At 61.3% G+C, this 16,956-nt stretch carries 18 protein-coding genes and 2 pseudogenes; 7 read left to right on the forward strand and 13 right to left on the reverse strand.

Annotation, left to right across the window (positions count from 1 at the left end; genetic code table 11):
- Positions 1-579: 579 nt before the first annotated feature.
- From ISN39_RS10585 to ISN39_RS36250, 3 genes are all read right to left on the reverse strand, one after another.
- A complete protein-coding gene (locus ISN39_RS10585; protein WP_074068909.1) occupies positions 580-927 on the reverse strand; it encodes a hypothetical protein in 348 nt (115 codons plus the stop codon).
- Between the two features lie 75 nt (positions 928-1,002).
- On the reverse strand, positions 1,003-1,404 hold the full coding sequence (locus tag ISN39_RS10590; RefSeq protein ID WP_194730016.1) for a DUF488 family protein: 402 nt from the start codon (positions 1,402-1,404) through the stop codon (positions 1,003-1,005).
- Between the two features lie 241 nt (positions 1,405-1,645).
- Complete coding sequence (locus ISN39_RS36250; protein ID WP_246763326.1) at positions 1,646-1,897, reverse strand: hypothetical protein; 252 nt, start codon at positions 1,895-1,897, stop codon at positions 1,646-1,648.
- Positions 1,898-2,192: 295 nt separating this feature from the next.
- On the opposite strand from ISN39_RS36250, the gene pncA reads away from it, so the two are divergent.
- Positions 2,193-2,819 (forward strand): bifunctional nicotinamidase/pyrazinamidase, encoded by a 627-nt coding sequence (gene pncA, locus ISN39_RS10600; protein WP_194730017.1) that lies wholly within the window; start codon positions 2,193-2,195, stop codon positions 2,817-2,819.
- A gap of 3 nt (positions 2,820-2,822) precedes the next feature.
- Here pncA and ISN39_RS10605 read toward each other — a convergent pair whose 3' ends face one another.
- Positions 2,823-3,071, reverse strand: a complete 249-nt coding sequence (locus ISN39_RS10605; RefSeq protein WP_074070319.1) for a DUF2164 domain-containing protein — start codon at positions 3,069-3,071, stop codon at positions 2,823-2,825.
- 131 nt (positions 3,072-3,202) lie between these two features.
- On the opposite strand from ISN39_RS10605, the gene ISN39_RS10610 reads away from it, so the two are divergent.
- Positions 3,203-3,922: an AzlC family ABC transporter permease gene (locus ISN39_RS10610; protein WP_194730018.1), complete on the forward strand. Its 720-nt coding sequence runs from the start codon at positions 3,203-3,205 to the stop codon at positions 3,920-3,922.
- Between the two features lies 1 nt (position 3,923).
- The gene (locus ISN39_RS10615) at positions 3,924-4,232 is read left to right on the forward strand and encodes an AzlD family protein (RefSeq protein ID WP_039845329.1); all 309 of its coding nucleotides are present in this window, start codon (positions 3,924-3,926) and stop codon (positions 4,230-4,232) included.
- 21 nt (positions 4,233-4,253) lie between these two features.
- Here the strand turns inward: ISN39_RS10615 and ISN39_RS10620 are convergent, their stop codons facing one another.
- Complete coding sequence (locus ISN39_RS10620) at positions 4,254-6,089, reverse strand: aminopeptidase P family protein (protein ID WP_194730019.1); 1,836 nt, start codon at positions 6,087-6,089, stop codon at positions 4,254-4,256.
- A gap of 277 nt (positions 6,090-6,366) precedes the next feature.
- On the opposite strand from ISN39_RS10620, the gene ISN39_RS10625 reads away from it, so the two are divergent.
- The gene (locus ISN39_RS10625) at positions 6,367-6,540 is read left to right on the forward strand and encodes a hypothetical protein (RefSeq protein ID WP_165918524.1); all 174 of its coding nucleotides are present in this window, start codon (positions 6,367-6,369) and stop codon (positions 6,538-6,540) included.
- A 156-nt stretch (positions 6,541-6,696) separates the two neighbouring features.
- On the opposite strand, the gene ISN39_RS10630 is transcribed toward ISN39_RS10625, so the two are convergent.
- Genes ISN39_RS10630 through ISN39_RS10640 form a run of 3 tightly spaced genes read right to left on the reverse strand, consistent with a single transcriptional unit; the run spans position 6,697 to position 9,330 of the window.
- Complete coding sequence (locus tag ISN39_RS10630) at positions 6,697-7,575, reverse strand: 50S ribosomal protein L11 methyltransferase (RefSeq protein WP_194730020.1); 879 nt, start codon at positions 7,573-7,575, stop codon at positions 6,697-6,699.
- Between the two features lie 17 nt (positions 7,576-7,592).
- Complete coding sequence (locus ISN39_RS10635) at positions 7,593-8,720, reverse strand: NAD(P)/FAD-dependent oxidoreductase (protein WP_194730021.1); 1,128 nt, start codon at positions 8,718-8,720, stop codon at positions 7,593-7,595.
- Positions 8,721-8,724: 4 nt separating this feature from the next.
- Positions 8,725-9,330: an SCO family protein gene (locus tag ISN39_RS10640; protein ID WP_194730022.1), complete on the reverse strand. Its 606-nt coding sequence runs from the start codon at positions 9,328-9,330 to the stop codon at positions 8,725-8,727.
- Positions 9,331-9,483: 153 nt separating this feature from the next.
- Here ISN39_RS10640 and ISN39_RS36255 point away from each other — a divergent pair.
- Both ISN39_RS36255 and ISN39_RS10645 read left to right on the forward strand, forming a co-directional pair.
- Positions 9,484-9,768, forward strand: a pseudogene (locus tag ISN39_RS36255) (methyl-accepting chemotaxis protein); the annotation flags it as partial.
- A 2-nt stretch (positions 9,769-9,770) separates the two neighbouring features.
- Positions 9,771-10,238, forward strand: a complete 468-nt coding sequence (locus tag ISN39_RS10645; protein WP_022714385.1) for a chemotaxis protein CheW — start codon at positions 9,771-9,773, stop codon at positions 10,236-10,238.
- 49 nt (positions 10,239-10,287) lie between these two features.
- On the opposite strand, the gene ISN39_RS10650 is transcribed toward ISN39_RS10645, so the two are convergent.
- Positions 10,288-10,782, reverse strand: a complete 495-nt coding sequence (locus ISN39_RS10650) for a CreA family protein (protein ID WP_194730023.1) — start codon at positions 10,780-10,782, stop codon at positions 10,288-10,290.
- 64 nt (positions 10,783-10,846) lie between these two features.
- Positions 10,847-11,437 (reverse strand): 3'-5' exonuclease, encoded by a 591-nt coding sequence (locus ISN39_RS10655; protein ID WP_194730024.1) that lies wholly within the window; start codon positions 11,435-11,437, stop codon positions 10,847-10,849.
- Between the two features lie 310 nt (positions 11,438-11,747).
- Here ISN39_RS10655 and ISN39_RS10660 point away from each other — a divergent pair, with 310 nt between their 5' ends.
- Positions 11,748-12,239: a GNAT family N-acetyltransferase gene (locus ISN39_RS10660; protein WP_194730157.1), complete on the forward strand. Its 492-nt coding sequence runs from the start codon at positions 11,748-11,750 to the stop codon at positions 12,237-12,239.
- Positions 12,240-12,620: 381 nt separating this feature from the next.
- Here the strand turns inward: ISN39_RS10660 and ISN39_RS10665 are convergent.
- From ISN39_RS10665 to recN, 3 genes and pseudogenes are all read right to left on the reverse strand, one after another.
- Positions 12,621-12,911: pseudogene (locus tag ISN39_RS10665) on the reverse strand (type II toxin-antitoxin system HigB family toxin).
- Positions 12,887-15,043: an NAD-dependent DNA ligase LigA gene (gene ligA / locus ISN39_RS10670; protein ID WP_194730025.1), complete on the reverse strand. Its 2,157-nt coding sequence runs from the start codon at positions 15,041-15,043 to the stop codon at positions 12,887-12,889. Before ligA ends, ISN39_RS10665 begins: the two are co-directional and overlap by 25 nt.
- A 236-nt stretch (positions 15,044-15,279) precedes the next feature.
- Positions 15,280-16,953, reverse strand: coding sequence for a DNA repair protein RecN (recN, locus tag ISN39_RS10675; RefSeq protein WP_194730026.1), 1,674 nt, complete (start codon positions 16,951-16,953; stop codon positions 15,280-15,282).
- Positions 16,954-16,956: the final 3 nt, after the last annotated feature.

Consider the following 16,956-nt stretch of genomic DNA (forward strand, 5'->3'; position numbering starts at 1 on the left):
CGCCCCATTGCTTGAAGCAAAAAGCCGTCTCGGAATCGTCACACGCAACCCTGATTTCATTGTATCCATGCGACATCCATCGGCCACCTAGGCTTGTTTTGAAGCACCTTCGTACAGAAATTTGCGCAGTTAAATACGGATCAAGCTTAATCGTCGTATAGGCACTGCAATAAAACCCTGAATTTAGATTGAATGTATCCGGCATTTGGCAATCGTTGCAGACGAGAGCTCGAGACGCTGTTCGAACGGGCTGGGGCCTCATTCCGACATCGGCGTAAACTGCACCTCACCCCCATTCGTGACTTCCCCCTCCGAGCTCCCTCCCCCATACTCCCTTCGGGCTGGAATAGGAGGATAGAGATGAAACGCTATTCACTATCGGTGATTGGTCTGTCTCTGGTGATTGCCGTTCTCAGCAATCCGGGCATTGCACTGGCAGCTTGCAACAAGCTTATTGGGACCTGACCTCTTCAACCATCCATGCGGACGGCGACGCGACGGCGCTGCGCCCAAAGCGGAACCTGACGGCCGGGTAGAAGCGTGTGCCGAGCGTCTTGTGGAGCGGGCATGAATGCCCGCTCACCCCAGCATCGGCATCTTGCCCATCCCCAGAATATCGTTGACGAGCGCGATGGCGATGCCGATGGCGACGATGCCTAATCCGATCAGGAAGAGCCGCCGCGACCGGTCGTATTTGGCAGCAATCAGCGAATCCCGCGCCAAAAGGTCGGCGAAGACCTTCACCTGCAGACCGATGCCGACGGTCAGGAGCAGCATCGGCAGGATGTCGATGCGGCTCCAGTCGTTCGGGTTGGAGACCCAGCGGCTGATGAAGCTCAGCGAAAAGCCGAGAATGATGCCCGCAGCCGTCAGCGAGCCGTTGCGGAAGGTGGCGTCGATCTTCTCTTCTGGCCCTGGCTCGGTCATGGCTTGCTCCCGGCTGCTCTTCGTGGCCAAGGAAGGCAGAAATAACCGGGATCGGCAAGAGAGCGCATCTGCCGCCTAGGCGCTGGCCTTCGCCGTGAGCTGCGCGCCACGCTCCGCAAGAAGCCCGCGCAGCAGGCTGCGGTGGCAGCGGCTTTCGTTTTCGCAGTAGCAGCCGACGGCGAAGTTGGCGGTGTGCGAGAGTGCGGCCAGCGTGTCGAGGACCCGACTGGTGTCGGGTGCGGCCATTTCCTTGCGATAGGCGCGGGAAAAGGCCTTCCACTGGGCTTCGGTCTGCGCTGCCTTCGCCTCGGCCACCAGCTCCTGGCTCGGCGACAGCATCGGCAGCCAGACGTCGTAATAGTCGCGGCTCGCAAACTCCCCCTTCGGCACGCCGCGCGGCGGGCGGCGCACGGTGCCGATGCGCAAGCCCTCGTCCTTGCTCCGTGGCGAGCCCAGTTGCACGATGCTGATTGCCATTGTGGTCTCCTCGACTGGCCGGACGAGAAATCTAGCGCGATGGCCGTGTTTTCGCCAGCGGGCAAGACACACCCCCGTGGGTGCATGAGCCGGTTGGCGTCCAATCCGCTCGCGGGCCGGGCATTACAAAACCTTCGTTTTAAAATCATGTTTTATCCTTGCCAAGCCGCCGAGCGATCGACTGGTATCTGCTTGTCGGCGACGAGACCGCCTTCCCGCGATCGGCCGCCGCCTCGAGGAACTACCGGCTTTCGCCCATGCGCTCGTCGTCGCCGAAGTTGCAGGCCCCGAAGAGGAGCCGGCGCTGGAAAGCAAGGCCAGGCTGACGACACTCTGGCTTCATCGCGGCGCGGCACCGGCCGGTACCACGGATCAGCTCGACCAGGCTTTGCGTGGCCTCACGCTTCCCGCCGGCGACGGATATGTCTGGATCGCTTGCGAAGCCCTCGTCGCCAAGCGCTTGCGCGCCATCATGGTCGATGAACGCCAGCATCCGAAAGCCTGGATCAAAGCAGCGGGCTTCTTCTGTAACGGGCCTTCCCGACTCAATCCCTTATGAGCTTATCCCTCGCCGAGTGCTTGCTTCTGTCCGCAGTCGGCGCTGGGATAGGCTTGGGGCCTGCGTTACCCGAATGAGGCGCCGCGCGGCAGGCCGCGTCGCGCCATCTCACTCGCGGCGCATGCGCGCTTCCTCCAAAAAAAGCTTGCGCTTGACCACTTGCAAATCCACTAGTTGATAGCGGCATATCCGCTTGGCATGCTGCACCGCAAACGTATGGAGTCGCCGGATGAAAGCGTTATTGCTGGTCGATATTCAGAATGGTTTTTGCCCAGGCGGCAATCTTCCGGTGCCGGACGGCGATCAGGTGGTGCCGGTCGCAAACAAGCTGATCGACAGCGGCAAATACGATCTGATCGTCGCCTCGCAGGACTGGCATCCACCCGGCCACGGAAGCTTTGCCTCCTCCCATCCGGGCAAGAAGCCTTTCGAAATGGGCGAGCTTTCCGGCAAGCCGCAGATGATGTGGCCGGATCACTGCGTAAAGAACACCCTCGACGCCGAACTGCATCCGGCGCTGAAATCCGAAGAGATCGACCTCATCCAGCAAAAGGGCGAAAATCCGCTGGTGGACAGCTATTCCGCCTTCCGCGACAACGACCAGGATGCCTCGACCGGGCTTTCCGATTTCCTCGAAGACCAGGGCGTGACAGAGCTCGACGTCTGCGGCCTGGCGACAGACTATTGCGTCAAATTCTCGGCGCTCGATGCGCTGGAGATGATGCCCGGGATCAAGGTCCGCTTCATCGAGGATGCAAGCCGCGGCATCACGCCTGAAGGGGTGGCTGCCGCAATCGACGAGATGCACGCACGCGGCATCGAGATCATCGACAGCCAAAAGGCTCTCGCCGGCTGAGGCTCAGTCCCGCGCCGCCTGCTCCAGCCCGTAGATATCGTCTGCAAGGTCGTCGGCACGCTTCAGAAACGCCGCATGTGCATCCTGCAGGCCCTGCTTGTAATAGGCGGCGCCGATCTCCTTGGCGAAGAAGTCGAGGACCAGTTCCGACTTGAGCAGCCCGACCGGCTGATCCAGTTCCTTGTCGAAGAAGTGCTGGATCCGCGCAATCAGCGCCGCCTTATCGTCCTTGGAAAAGTCTATCGGCTTCATCGTCTCGTCTCCTGCCATTGTCAGAGGTTCCCACCGTTCAGCGAAATCGATCGGTCGATCAAGGAAATTCGATTGCGGCGGAGGCGCCGGGCACATAGAGCAGGTTCGTTTTTGAAGGAGGACAGCTGCCGATGAGTCGCGGGGATTTCGTCGAGGGTTTGCGGGGCGGCTTCACAGTCGCCGTGGCGTCCGCGCCTTTCGCAGCGCTATTCGGCGCGCTTGCCGTTGATAACGGCATGTCGCTCGGCGAGCTGACGCTGATGAGCGCCACCGTGTATGCGGGTGCCAGCCAGATGGTCGGCATCGAGCTTTTCGGGAACAACGTCCAGGCCTGGCTCATCGTCGCCTCCATTCTCGCAGTCAATTTCCGCCATGTTCTCTACTCGGCGGCGATCGCGCGCTACGTCCGCCATTTCACGCCGCTGCAGAAGTTCTTCACCTTCTTCCTGCTCGTCGACCCGCAATTCGCCGAGATGGTGAAGCGCGGCGAGGAGGGCAAGCCGGTCACCTTCATCTGGTATCTCGGCTTCGGCATCATCATCTACGTGCCCTGGGTGCTGGTCAGCCTTCTCGGCGGGCTGCTCGGCAGCTTCATCGGCGACCCGAAGGCGCTCGGCCTTGATATCCTGCTGCCCGCCTATTTCCTTGGTATCGTGCTCGGCTTCCGCAACCGCGACAACTTCCTGCCGGTCGCCCTCGTCAGTGCCGTCGCCTCTGCGATCGCCTACCATTATGTTGGCTCACCCTGGCATGTCAGCCTGGGTGCTGCGGCCGGCATCACCTTGGCTGCACTGCTGCCATTGCCTGGCGCGCTCAAGCCCGAACCCGAAAACGAACCGCACGAGGTCTGACATGGAATTCGATCTCCAGATGGTCCTTGTGATCCTCGCATCGGCTGTTGCGACCTATGCAACGCGCATTGGCGGCTATGTGCTCATCACCACGATGAAACGCATCCCGCCGCGCATGGAGGCAGCCCTCAACGCCGTCCCTGCCGCCGTGCTGACGACCATCGTCGCACCGGCCTTCTTCGACGGCGGTTGGGATTCCAAGCTGGCGCTTGTCGTCGCCCTCATCGTCGGTCTCAGGGTGTCGCACACCTGGATGCTCGTCGCGGCCTGGCTTGTCGTCATGGCCTGGCGCCGCACGATCGGATTCTAGGGCCGCGCGGCGCTTTAAACCTCAATATTCCAGCGGCAGCGTCGCATTCTCCAGCCAGGCTTTGACGTCCTCGTCGTGGATTAGCGGCATCAGCGCTTCGCGGGTGCGGGCGTGATAATCGTTGAACCAGTGCAGCTCGTCATGCGTCAGTAGTTCGGGAATAACGATCGTGCGGTCGATCGGGCAGAAGGTCAGCGTCTCGAAGCCCAGCATCGGCATGTCGCCGCCATCGATGTCCTCCGCCTCGCGCACATAGATCAGGTTTTCTGTGCGGATACCGAAGCTGCCCGGCCGGTAATAACCCGGCTCGTTGGAAAGGATCATGCCGGGCAGCAGTTCCTGCGTCGAAAGCCTCGATATGCGCTGCGGCCCCTCGTGCACGGAAAGATACGAGCCGACGCCGTGGCCAGTTCCGTGCCCGAAATCGACGCCCGCCCGCCAGAGCGCGATGCGCGCCAGCGGGTCGAGATCGCAGCCCCGCGTGCCCTTCGGAAAGCGCGCCGTACTGATCTGGATCATGCCCTTCAGCACCAGTGTGAAATAGCGCTTCTGCTCTTCCGAAACCGCGCCGATGCCGACGGTGCGGGTGATGTCCGTAGTGCCGTTGATGTATTGAGCGCCGGAATCGATCAGGAAAAGCTCGCCAGCATTGATCGTCCGGTCGGTGTCGACCGTCACGCGGTAGTGCATGATCGCGGCATGCTCGCCGGCGCCGGAAATCGTGTCGAAGGAAACATCCTTGAGCGGGTTCTGCATGTTCTGGCCGACGCTGGCGCGCACGGCCTCCAGCTTCTCGGCCGCGGCAATCTCCGTCACCGTGCCCGGCTTTTCCTGCGACAGCCAGTAGAGGAACTCGACCATCGCCGCGCCGTCCTGCAGGTGGGCCGCCGCCGAGCCGTTGAGTTCAACGCTGTTCTTCACCGCCCGCGGCAGCTTGGCAGGATCGGCACCCTCCACCACTTCGCCGCCTGCCTTGCGGATGATGTCGGCAAGCGCATAGGAGGCGATGTCCGGATCGATCATAACCCGGCGGCCATCCTTCGACACGGCCGCAAGCCTTTCGTCGAGCGAAGACGGCGGCAGTTGCACGCATATCTGCGCAAGATAGGCCTCCGGCTCGATGCTGGTCTTGCGCTTATCAAGGAACAGCTCGGCCTTGCCGTCTGCATGGATGATGGCACGGGCAAGCGGATGCGGCGTATGCGGAACGTCGGCACCGCGGATATTGAAGATCCACGCAATCGAAGACGGATCGGCGATCAGCACGGCTGCCGCATTCTTCTTGGCGAGATCGGCGGCAATCGTCGCAAGCTTGTCCTTTGCCAGCGTGCCGGCCTGGGCGACATTCTGGATGACGACGGCCCCGAGCGGTTCGGCCGGCCGATCCGTCCAGAGCCTGTCGAGCGGATTGTGCGGCAGGATCACCAGCGTGCCGCCGATCTCGGCAAGCGCCTTTTCAAGACGCCGCACGTCGGCGCCCGAATGCAGCCACGGATCGATGCCGAGACGCATGCCCTGCTTGCCGTTCTTGGGAATCCAGACATGCGGCGGCTCGTTGACGAGGTCGCCGCCGGTAAAGACGGAACTATCAACCTGCTCGGCAAGCTGCGTGACGTAGCGGCCGTCGACGAAAATGATCGCCTGGCTATGGGTGATGAGCGCAATGCCCGCAGACCCGGTGAAGCCGGTCAGCCACGCCAGGCGCTCCGCTCCCGCCGGCACATATTCGCCGTTGTACTCATCGGCACGCGGCACGAGAAAGGCGTCAATGCCGAGCGCCTCGAAACTCGCGCGCAGTTGCCCGACCCGATCGCGGCCGAATTGTGGCGTGGAGGTGACCTCAAAAGACTGGAACATCTGAAAACCCAATAGCTGTATCCGAATCCGCCAAAAAGCGGGGCGGCCCATGTTATCGAAAAATCAGGGCAATGGGAGAAAAAGCAGCCACTTTGCCCCATGTCAGGCCGCTCAATATTTTGGCAGAAATGTGACAAGAAAACCGAAACTGGCACGCTTTATGCATTCAACGCATGGCTCCCATGAATGAAACCCTCTGCCTCAGGATTTGGGAATAGCTATATACGGCGCATCAAACGGCTTCGGAAACCGAGCCTGCAACGAAAAGGAAATGAAAATGACTGCCTCTCTGTCGCGCTTCGCTTACAGCAGCCCGGTGCAGGCTGGCGAACGCCAGACTGTGCATCACGTCATCGGTGCCCGCCGCCCGCTCAATGGGGATAGCCTCAAGATGCTCGGCACGGGCCACAAAGTTACGCACCACAAGGGTGTACCCAGCTACGCGTTCTGAGCTATTTGCCGTTTCGTTTCTCCTCCTCCCTCAACGGACCGGCAATCAGAACTGTAGAGCCCGCTCGAGCGCTCCTCCTCCTTCGAGCTCGCGGGCATGGCCGTTTAACGGTCGAAGGCGGTGCCAATGGCACCGCCTTCTTTTTTTGCCGGTAGCTTACGGACGGTCGAGATGGATCGTCACCCAGCCGTTTCGCCAGATGGTGCGGACGTGGCGGAGCTTCGCGCCATTATAGGCCGAAAGCACCTTCCAGCGCTGTTCTGCGAGGATGCCTGACAGGATCACCGAACCGGAAGGCGCCAGGTGCTCGGCCAGCTTCGGCGCCATCTTGATCAGCGGCCGCGCCAGAATATTGGCGATGATAAGGTCGAACGGCCCGTGTTCCGCAAAGGCCGTCGAATGAAAGCCTGGCGCAGTCTTCGCAACGATCCCCGAGGCAATGCCGTTCCGCCGCACGTTTTCGGCCGCGACACGCGTGGCGATCGGGTCGATGTCGGTTGCGAGAACTGGGATATTCTTGAGCTTGCGCACCGCAATCGCCAGGACGCCGCTGCCCGTGCCGAGGTCCAGCGCATTGCCGACCGGCCGCGAACGCAACACGCTGTCGATCACCTCCAGGCAGCCGGCCGTCGTGCCATGATGGCCGGTGCCGAAAGCCTGCCCCGCATCGATTTCGATACCGATATCCCCGGGGCGGACCTTGCCGCGATCATGCGAGCCATGCACGAGGAAGCGCCCTGCCCGGACAGGCTTCAGGCCTTCAAGGGATTTCGCCACCCAATCGATATCGGGAATGACTTCGCGCTCGACCCTCAGGTCGGGGAACGGCGCCTTAAGCGCCTCCTCGACGCGAAGGCGAACCTCGTCCTCGTCCTCCCTCATCATATAGACGGAGGCTTCCCAGATATCCTTCTTCTCATCGATCTCGGTCGTCGCAATCGCGAAGTCCTCTTCACCGAAAACTTCGGTCAGAAGATCGAGAACCTGCCCGGCCTTTTTTTCGGCCGTCGTCACATACAGGCGAATTTCACTCACTCGAACTTTTCCTATTTCTATTGCGCGCCGTCGATCCAGACCGGCGGCGGCGTGTCATAACCGGCAACGCTGCGAAGAAACCGCCTGGCAAAGCCCGGAACGCGGATCAGCAGCGGTGTGAAAAAATTGCGAAGGCCGATCGCAACCGGATGATGCATGGTCACCAGCCTCGTTAGCCCATAGGTCTGCTTCAAGACCATTTTGACCGCCGGCATTCGAAGGTCCGCATAGTCCTGTTCCCTGCCTTCCGATATCAGATAGGCGAGCCAACAGGCATCCTCGATGCCGAGATTCATGCCACGGGCGCCCGCCGGCGAATGGATATGCGCCGCATCACCAGCGAGGAAGACGTTACCCTTCGACATGCGCTCGACATGCCGGAAATGGATGCGGAAATTCGCGGTCCACACCAATTCGCCGCCAGGCACCGGATGGGCGATGCGGCTTTCGAAATCGGGAAGCGTCGAGAGGTAGCGCACAGAATCACCGGAAACGGGAATCCGACCGACCATGCCGGGATTGAACAGGCTGATCTCGACGTAACGCGGATCGATCGGCTGCGGATAGCGGTAGTCCGCAAGATAGAAGGCCTTTTCGATCGCCTCGCCCGGGAAGCCGAGGCCTGCAGCCTTGCGCACGGTGGAATGTGCGCCATCGGCACCGATCAGGATATCGAGGTCGACTTCCTCGCGGGAGCCATCTGCGCGGCGCAGCGTCACATGCGGTCGGTCCATCGTGCCGGTGACGCTTTCAAGCACCGTCTGCCATTCAGGCTCGACTTCATAGTCGGAAAGCTTGCCGAGCAGCAGCCGTTCCGTATAGCCCTGCGCAAGCACCTGGATTGCCGGAAAGCGGCCGTCGATTTTGGAAGGATCGATCTCGAAAAGCACTTTCTTGCCCGACCGTACCCGAAAGCGATCGATCCGATAGGCCTCCTGCTGGATTGCGTCAGCGGCCCGGGAAGGCGAAAGCAAGGTCAGCGTGCGCGCATTGATGCCGAGCGCCCGGCTTTCCGAAAGCGGCACCGGGCCTACATCGCTGTCGATGATGCGCGGGCGAAAGCCTCGCCGGGCAAGCTCGATTGCTACCGCAAGACCCGTCGCGCCGGCACCGGCGATCAGGATGTTGCGATGCCCGGCCCCCATAGTTTCATCCCTTGCTGATCAAATTCTCCAGCTTCTTTACCGCCGTGTCCGGGTTTTCGCCATAGGCGATCGTGCCGGCGAAACGGCCCTCGGAATCAAGGAGGAAGACAGATGCCGTGTGATCCATCGTATATTCACCATTCGGATCCTTCTCATCGACCGGCACCTTCTTGGCGTAGACGCGGAAGCCCTTGATGACGTCGGCAACCTTCTCCGGCGGACCGGAGATGCCGGTGATGCGCTTCGAAACGTTCGAGACATACTGGTTCATGATTTCCGGCGTATCGCGCTCCGGATCGACCGTGACGAAATAGGCCTGTATCTTGTCGCCCGCCGGATCGACTTTCTCCATCCAGCCATTGAGCTCGAAGAGCGTCGTCGGGCAAACCTCGGGGCAATGCGTGAAGCCGAAGAACACCGCGGTCGGCTTGCCGCGCAACGCCTGCTCGGTGATCGGCTCGCCGCTTTGGGAAACGAGCGTGAACGGAACGCCGAACGGCCCCTCGGCGAGCGGCATATCCCTCGTCTTCGTGATGTTCAGCGTCAGCCATCCGAGCACCGCCGCGACGATGATGACGGCCACCCAAACAGCAACACGGAAATTCTTCATGTCTGCGACCCCTGAAAGCAAGCGGACGGCGCGGCCCGCGACTGCCCGCCTGATAGCTCTTCGGCGCCACGCAGGCAATTCAACATCCCGTTTTCCCGCCCGTGATTAATCGCCTCACCCTCCGCTTTGGCAGATGTTTGCGTATCGGCGGTGCACGTTAAATCAATCGTAACCTCTGCGAGCGAAAAATCCGTTGGACTGAACGACATCAACACTGCCATCAGCCACGGACGCCGAAATCCGATCCGCTGGGTAGGCAGTTCAAGACCGGCGAGGGCATGAACGCCCGTCACCCGCCGCGAGAAGCAACCGCCGCCTCGCATCCGAAACCTTTCACCTGCACGGAGCCTGATTGGCGAAGTCGCGGGCGCATTCAGTGGCGGCGCCGCCGCCAAAGCCGTGGCCGCTTCGGCCGGAGACAACTGGGAAGAATTCTGATCATGACAAGCGCCATCATCACACAGGCCGGTTCCCATCTCGAAATCGTTTCCTTTCATCTCGCCGAACAGGAATTCTGCATCGACATCATGGCGATCCGCGAAATCCGCGGATGGGCGCCGGTGACGCCAATGCCGCACACGCCGCCCTACGTGCTCGGCCTCATCAACCTTCGCGGTGCAGTGATCCCGGTCATCGACATGGCCTGCCGTCTCGGCATGAAGATGACGGAGCCGTCGGAGCGCTCCGCCATCATCGTCACCGACATCGCCGGCAAGCTCGTCGGCCTCCTCGTCGAGCAGGTTTCCGACATGATGACCATCAAGAGCGAAGACCTGCAGCCGCCGCCGGAAATCATCCCGGAAGCCCAGCGCGCCTTCTGCCGCGGCATCGTGGCGCTGGAAAAGACCATGGTCTGCTTCCTGAACCTCGACACTGTCATCGCCGACGAACTGGCACAGGCTGCGTAAGAAGCCTTCCGCTCAAAACCAGGGGCCCGGCGAAAACCGGGCCTTTTCGTTATTGCGGCTTGCCGTTCTTCCAGGTGACGTTCTGGCCGTAGAGCGGGATCGTCGAGATCGACATCTTCGCCGAGCCATCCGTCAGCTCGCGCGAATGTGCGAGATAGATCAGCGTGTCGTTGGACTTGTCGTAGATGCGGTTAACGACCAGCTTCTTCCAGATGAGCGACATGCCCGCCTTGAACACCTCGTCGCCATCTCTCGAGAGATTGATGTCACCGATTTCGATCGGTCCCGTCTGGCGGCAGGCGATCGAATTGTTCGAGGGATCCTCGAACCAGTTGCCGTTTTTCACCCGGTCGATCACGCTGCGGTCGAAATAAGTGACGTGGCAGGTCACGCCCTTCACCTCCGGATCGGCGATGGCATCGACGATGATGTCGTTGCCGATCCAGTCGACGCCGACCTTGCCGACGACCTCGGCAGACGCGGCCCCTGCGCTAAGCGCGGCAACCGAAGCGGCGGAAAGAACAAGCTTGCGCAAAGTGGACATGGCGGCTCCGTGAATAATCCGCTTCACTAGATAAGTACGGCCACCGCCAAAACAAGAAAGCTGGCTATGCCTTGCGGCAGGTGCAGGGTTCGTAGCCGTTTGCGGTGAGCCTGCCGGGTGTCATGCCGATTGCCGCGGGAATGGCATGCACCGCAACGGCCTTGACGGCCCTTGCCATCTCGATCGCCGCATGGGCGCAGACGGCAGCATCCTCCGCGGCATTGTGGTGGGAAAAGCGCAGGCCGAGATGCTCGGCGATCACGTTCAATCTGTGCGAGAGGAACTGCGGCCAGATGCGCTGCGCCATCTTGAGGCTGCAGAGATAACTGAGTTCCGGATAGGACTGGCGATAAAGGTCGAGCGAAGCGCGCCAGACGCTGAAATCGAAGGCGGCATTGTGCGCGATCATCGTCGCGCCCCGGAAATCATCGTGGAATTCCTCCATGACTTCCGGAAATTCCGGCGCATCTTCCACATGCTCGGGCCGGATGCCGTGGATTGCGATATTCATCCCGGAAAAACGCATATCCTTCGGCCGGATCAGCCGTTCCTCGACACGAGTGACCCTGCCCTCATCGATCCAGGCAAGCCCGACCGAACAGGCGCTGCCGCGCTGCTCATTGGCCGTTTCGAAATCGATGGCGATGGTCTTCAAGGCTGCTCCGCGATTCTGCCGTCAACGACAGGCTTATCGCGCGGCTTCAGCCAGGCAAATGCCGCAGGTTGACTTTCGCGAAAGGATCAACGACTTTTTGCTGATGATCCGATCGAACATCATTCCCACGGCCATCCATATGACCACGACCCATGCAGGGTGCGGGGCAGCATTGGCACGTTAGCCGTCCGATCAGTCCCGAAAGCCCTGCCGAGGTGAGCAGGGTTTTTGAAGTCTGCTCTCCTCTTTCAAATTCAAGGAGAGCATTTTGAAAGCGATAGAAAACAATCCATCCGAACGTCCGCCAGCGATGGCAGGCTTGACCATTCGGGCGTTGCGCGCCTCCGATATCGAGGCAGTGACGGCGCTCATCAACCTGCCAGGCTTCCGCTTCGGCACCCTGCGCCTGCCCTATCAAACCGTCGACGAAACCCGCAAACGCTTCGAAAACGCCGGCCCTGGCCAGGTCAACCTCGTTGCGGAATTGGACGACCGGATCGTCGGTGACGCAGGCATGATGCGCTATCTGGGGCGGCGCAGCCATGCAGCCAGCATCGGCATGGGGGTCCACGACGATTTCACCGGCAAGGGCATCGGCAGCGCATTGCTCGCCGAACTCATCGACATGGCCGACAACTGGATGAACATAAAACGACTGGAACTATCGGTGTACACCGACAACGAGGCCGCGATCGCCCTCTACAGAAGATTCGGCTTCGAAGAGGAAGGCCTGCTCAAGGCCTTTGCCTTCCGTGCCGGGGGGTATGTCGACGCTTATGCGATGGCGCGGGTGCGCCTCTAGCCGGTCTAAGCCAGGGCCAGCTTGTAAGGCTTTCCGAGGCGATCGGCCAGAATGGCCCCATGCCTCGTTGAGCTTAACGATCATTTCCACCGTAAGCGCGCGCTTGCGACGGAGAATCTCGAAGGCCCGGGAACGGGATCCAAAAACATCGCCGAGGTCAGCCTGCGTGCGGCCGGCATGTCCATGAAGGCATGAAGAAAGTCGACCGGCTCCACTTCGGCCGCCGGAAAGTGCCGGCTTTCATAGGCTTCGATCGGATCGGAAAGCACTCGGATCGATCCGCCTCCGCGCAGCCGGTTGCCAGAGGCGCACCGAAATACGGTGTGATTTCGCCAATCGCCCAAGCGAGATCAGCATCGCTTCCAATCGGCCCGATGTCCGTTACACAATCTGCGGATCGATCCTGTCACATTCAGCATGCGTCCCGACAAATTTGATCAGCCCACGCCATAACTATGCGCGACATGCACGATCAACCGGTATTTTGCGGCCGATGTCGAAGATCACCCTGTGATAGCCAGCGAGATCGACGTTGGTGCCGAATGTCTTCTTGATATCTGACGGTCCCGTCCGGTTCGCCTTGCTGACGATTGAATACCGAACGCCTAAAGGCACCTTCGCCCGAGGATGCCGCTCCTCAAGTGAGCTTATCCACGGATCAGCGCCAGCCACTCGTCCTCATCCATGGTCTGGACGCCAAGCTCGCGCGCCTTGTCGAGCTTCGAGCCCGCACCCGGTCCGGCAACGACGATATCTGTCTTCTTGGAGACCGATCCGGCGACCTTTGCGCCGAGGCTCTCGGCTTTGGCTTTGGCCTCGTCGCGGGTGAACTTCTCGAGCGAGCCGGTGAAGACCACCGTCTTGCCGGAAACCGGGCTGCCGGAGGTGACCGGCTGCTCCGCCTCCTGCGGCGTCACTTCCGAAAGCAGGGCCGAGATTACCTCGACATTGCGCGGCTCCTTGTAGAACTCCACGATCGCGCGGGCGACGATCTCACCGATGCCTTCGATGGCGTTCAGGTCGTTCCAGGCATCGCCGGAGAGTGGCGCGGCCTCCTTCATCGCCGCGGCAAAAGCCTCGTAGGTGCCGTAGGAGCGCGCCAGCAGCTTTGCCGTCGTCTCGCCGACATGGCGGATGCCCAGCGCGTAGATGAAGCGGTGAAGCGCGATGCTGCGCCGTTCGTTGATCGCCGCATATAGCTTGCCGACGCTGACCTTGCCGAAGCCTTCGATATTTTCGAGCTTCGTCAACGAATTCTGCTGGCGCCGCTCCAGCGTGAAGATATCCGGCGCGGTGCGGATCCTCAGTGCCTCCTCGTCGCTCTCGAAGAAGAAGTCGATCTGTTTCGATCCCAGGCCCTCGATATCCAAGGCATTGCGCGAGACAAAATGCTTGAGATGCTCGGTTGCCTGCGCCCGGCACACGAAGCCGCCGGTGCAGCGCGTGACCGAATCGAGCTTTCCGGTTTTCTCGTTTCTTTCGCGCACCGCATGCGAACCGCAGACCGGGCAGCGCTTCGGAAACTCGTAGGGCACCGCGTCCGCCGGCCGCTTTTCCATGACGACATCGAGCACTTGCGGGATGACGTCGCCGGCCCGCTGCACGATCACGGTATCACCAATCCGGATATCGTGCTCCTCGTCGCGAATGGGCTCACCGGAATTGCCGAGACCCTTGATGTAATCCTCGTTGTGAAGCGTCGCGTTAGTCACTACCACACCGCCGACTGTGACGGGCGTAAGCCGCGCAACAGGCGTCAATGCACCGGTACGCCCCACCTGAATCTCGATCTTCTCGACGGTGGTGAAGGCCTGTTCCGCCGGGAATTTATGCGCCGTCGCCCAGCGCGGGCTGCGCGAGCGGAAGCCAAGGCGCTGCTGCAGTTCAAGGCTGTCGACCTTATAGACGACGCCGTCGATATCGTAGTCGAGGTCGGGGCGCTTCAGGCCGATCTCGTCGTAATGGGCGAGGATATCGGCCACAGAATTCAGCCGCTTCATCGCCGGATTGACCGGAAAGCCCCAGTCCCTGAAGCGCTGTACCATGTCGAATTGCGTGTCGGCCGGCATGTCGGACATTTCGCCCCAGGCGTAGGCAAAAAATTTCAGCTTGCGGCTTGCCGTCACCTTCGCGTCGAGCTGGCGCAGCGATCCGGCTGCCGTGTTGCGCGGGTTGACATAGGTCTGCTTTCCCTCGGCCTCCATCTGCTTGTTGAGCGCCATAAAGTCGCTCTTTGCCATGTAGACTTCACCGCGCACTTCCACGACGGCCGGCACCCCCTTCGGCAGTTCGTTCGGAATCTCCTTGATGGTGCGGATATTGGCCGTGACGTTCTCGCCCGTCGTGCCGTCGCCGCGCGTTGCAGCCGTCACCAGCCTGCCGTTCTCGTAACGGATCGACATGGAGAGCCCATCGATCTTCGGTTCGGCGGTAAAGGCGATCGACTGGTCCGGCAGGCGCCCGAGGAAGCGATAGACGCCGGCCACAAAATCCTGCACGTCCTCCTGCGAAAACGTATTGTCGAGCGACAGCATCGGGCGCGCATGGACGACCGGCGCAAAGGTCACCGAAGGTGCAGCGCCGACGCGGCGCGACGGGCTGTCTTGGCGGATCAGCTCCGGAAACCGCGCCTCGATCGCATCGTTGCGCCGCTTCAGTGCATCGTAATCGGCGTCCGAAATCTCCGGCTGATCCTTGCCATGATAGAGCGCGTCGTGATGGGCGACCTCTTTCGCCAGCCGCGCGAGCTCGGTGGCGGCATCGTCGATCGTCAGGTCTTCAACTGCAACGGATTCGGTCGGCATACGGGATCACTCCAGAGAATCTGGAATCGTTTTAGAGCAAAAATTATGGATTGAAAGAGAGGTGGATGAGGCCGCCCTTCTTCCGCCTGCCGGCACCTTCTCCCCGTTGTGACGGGGAGAAGGTATATGCCCGCGCCGTTTCAGCAGTACGTCCGCTTGAGTGAAGCACGTCCCCTCTCCCGTCAAAACGGGGGAGAAGTTGGGGTGAAGATCAATCCCACGGCATGACCTTGTGCCTAACCATTTCCCGCCAACAGCCGAGCCGCAGCCGCCCTCGCCTCTTCGGTCACGGAGGCTCCAGCAAGCATGCGGGCGATTTCTTCCGTGCGGTCCTTGTGCACCATCGTCGCGACGCGCGTGGCAATCTTTTCAGAGCCGTCGGAAACCGGTCCCTTGGAGATAAGCAGGTGCGTTGCTGCACGCGCGGCGACCTGCGGGGCATGGGTGACCGAGAGAACCTGCACGCGGTCGGAGAGCCGCTTCAGTCGCTGGCCGATCGCATCGGCAACGGCACCACCGACACCGGTGTCGATTTCGTCAAAGACGAGCGTCGGCGCCGAACCGCGATCGGCAAGCGCCACTTTCAGAGCAAGCAGGAAGCGCGAAAGCTCGCCGCCCGATGCCACCTTCATGATCGAGCCCGGACGCGTCCCGGGGTTCGTCTGAACGTGAAACTCGACGACATCGATGCCCTCGGCCGTTGCGTCTGCCGCGTCGGTCGTCATCTCGATCATGAAGCGCGCACGCTCCAGCTTGAGCGCCGGCAATTCCGCCATGACGGCGGCGGCGAGCGCTTCGCCTGCGTGGTGACGCTTGTCCGAAAGCGAGCGGGCCGCGGCATCGTAATTCGCCTTGGCGACACCCACCTCGGCTTCGAGCTTCACCAGCTTCTCCTCGCCGGCATCGAGATCGGCAAGGTCGGCGATCATTCGCACGGCAAGCGCCGGAAGCTCGGTCACAGGCACGGAATATTTGCGGGACGCGGCGCGCAGGGCAAAGAGTCGCTCCTCGACGCGCTCCAGTTCCTTCGGATCGTATTCCGTCTTTCGGAGTGCTGCCTCCACTTCCATCTGCGCGTTGGAAAGCTGGTCCAGAGCCGCATCGAGCAGCGCCACCGTGTCTTCCAGCAGTCCAGGCGCCTCGTGGCTCTTGCGCTCCAGGCGGCGCACCAGCGAGGCGATATGCGGCACCGGAGAGGCATTGCCGTTCAAAAACTCGGAGGCCTCGGCGATGTCGCCTGCAATGCGTTGCGCTTTCATCATCTTCTGGCGGCGGTCGGCAAGCTCCTCCTCCTCGCCGTCCTGCGGCGAGAGCTTTTCCAACTCGTCGACGGAGGACCGGAGATAGTCGGCTTCGCGGGCCGCGTTCTCCACCTTTTCGCGATGCTTTTTCAGCGTTCGCTCCGCGTCGCGCCAGATGCGGTAAAGCTCGGACACCGCCGCCGCATCCTCGTTGATGCCGGCGAAGGCATCGAGCAGAAGCCGGTGCGCATGCGTATCGACAAGCGCACGGTCATCGTGCTGGCCGTGGATTTCGACGAGCATCTGCCCGGCCTGGCGCATCAGCTGCACGCTCACCGGCTGATCGTTGACATAGGCCTTGGTGCGGCCGTCGGCCGATTGCTGGCGCCGGAAGATGAGGTCGCCCTCGTCATCAATCCCGTTCTCGCGCAGAAGCTGGCGGACACCGTGATCCATCGGCACGTCGAAGACGGCCGTCACCTGCCCTTTGTCCTCGCCGTGGCGCACGAGACCGCCGTCGCCGCGCCCGCCAAGCGCCAGCGAAAGACTGTCGAGGAGAATGGATTTGCCGGCACCGGTTTCGCCCGTCAGAACCGAGAGCCCGGTTTCGAAGGCAAGATCCAGCCGCTCGATCAGAACGATATCGCGGATCGAAAGCTGGATCAGCATTGC

The organism is Rhizobium sp. 007 (assembly GCF_015353075.1).
In the GTDB taxonomy this organism is placed as follows: Bacteria; Pseudomonadota; Alphaproteobacteria; order Rhizobiales; family Rhizobiaceae; genus Rhizobium.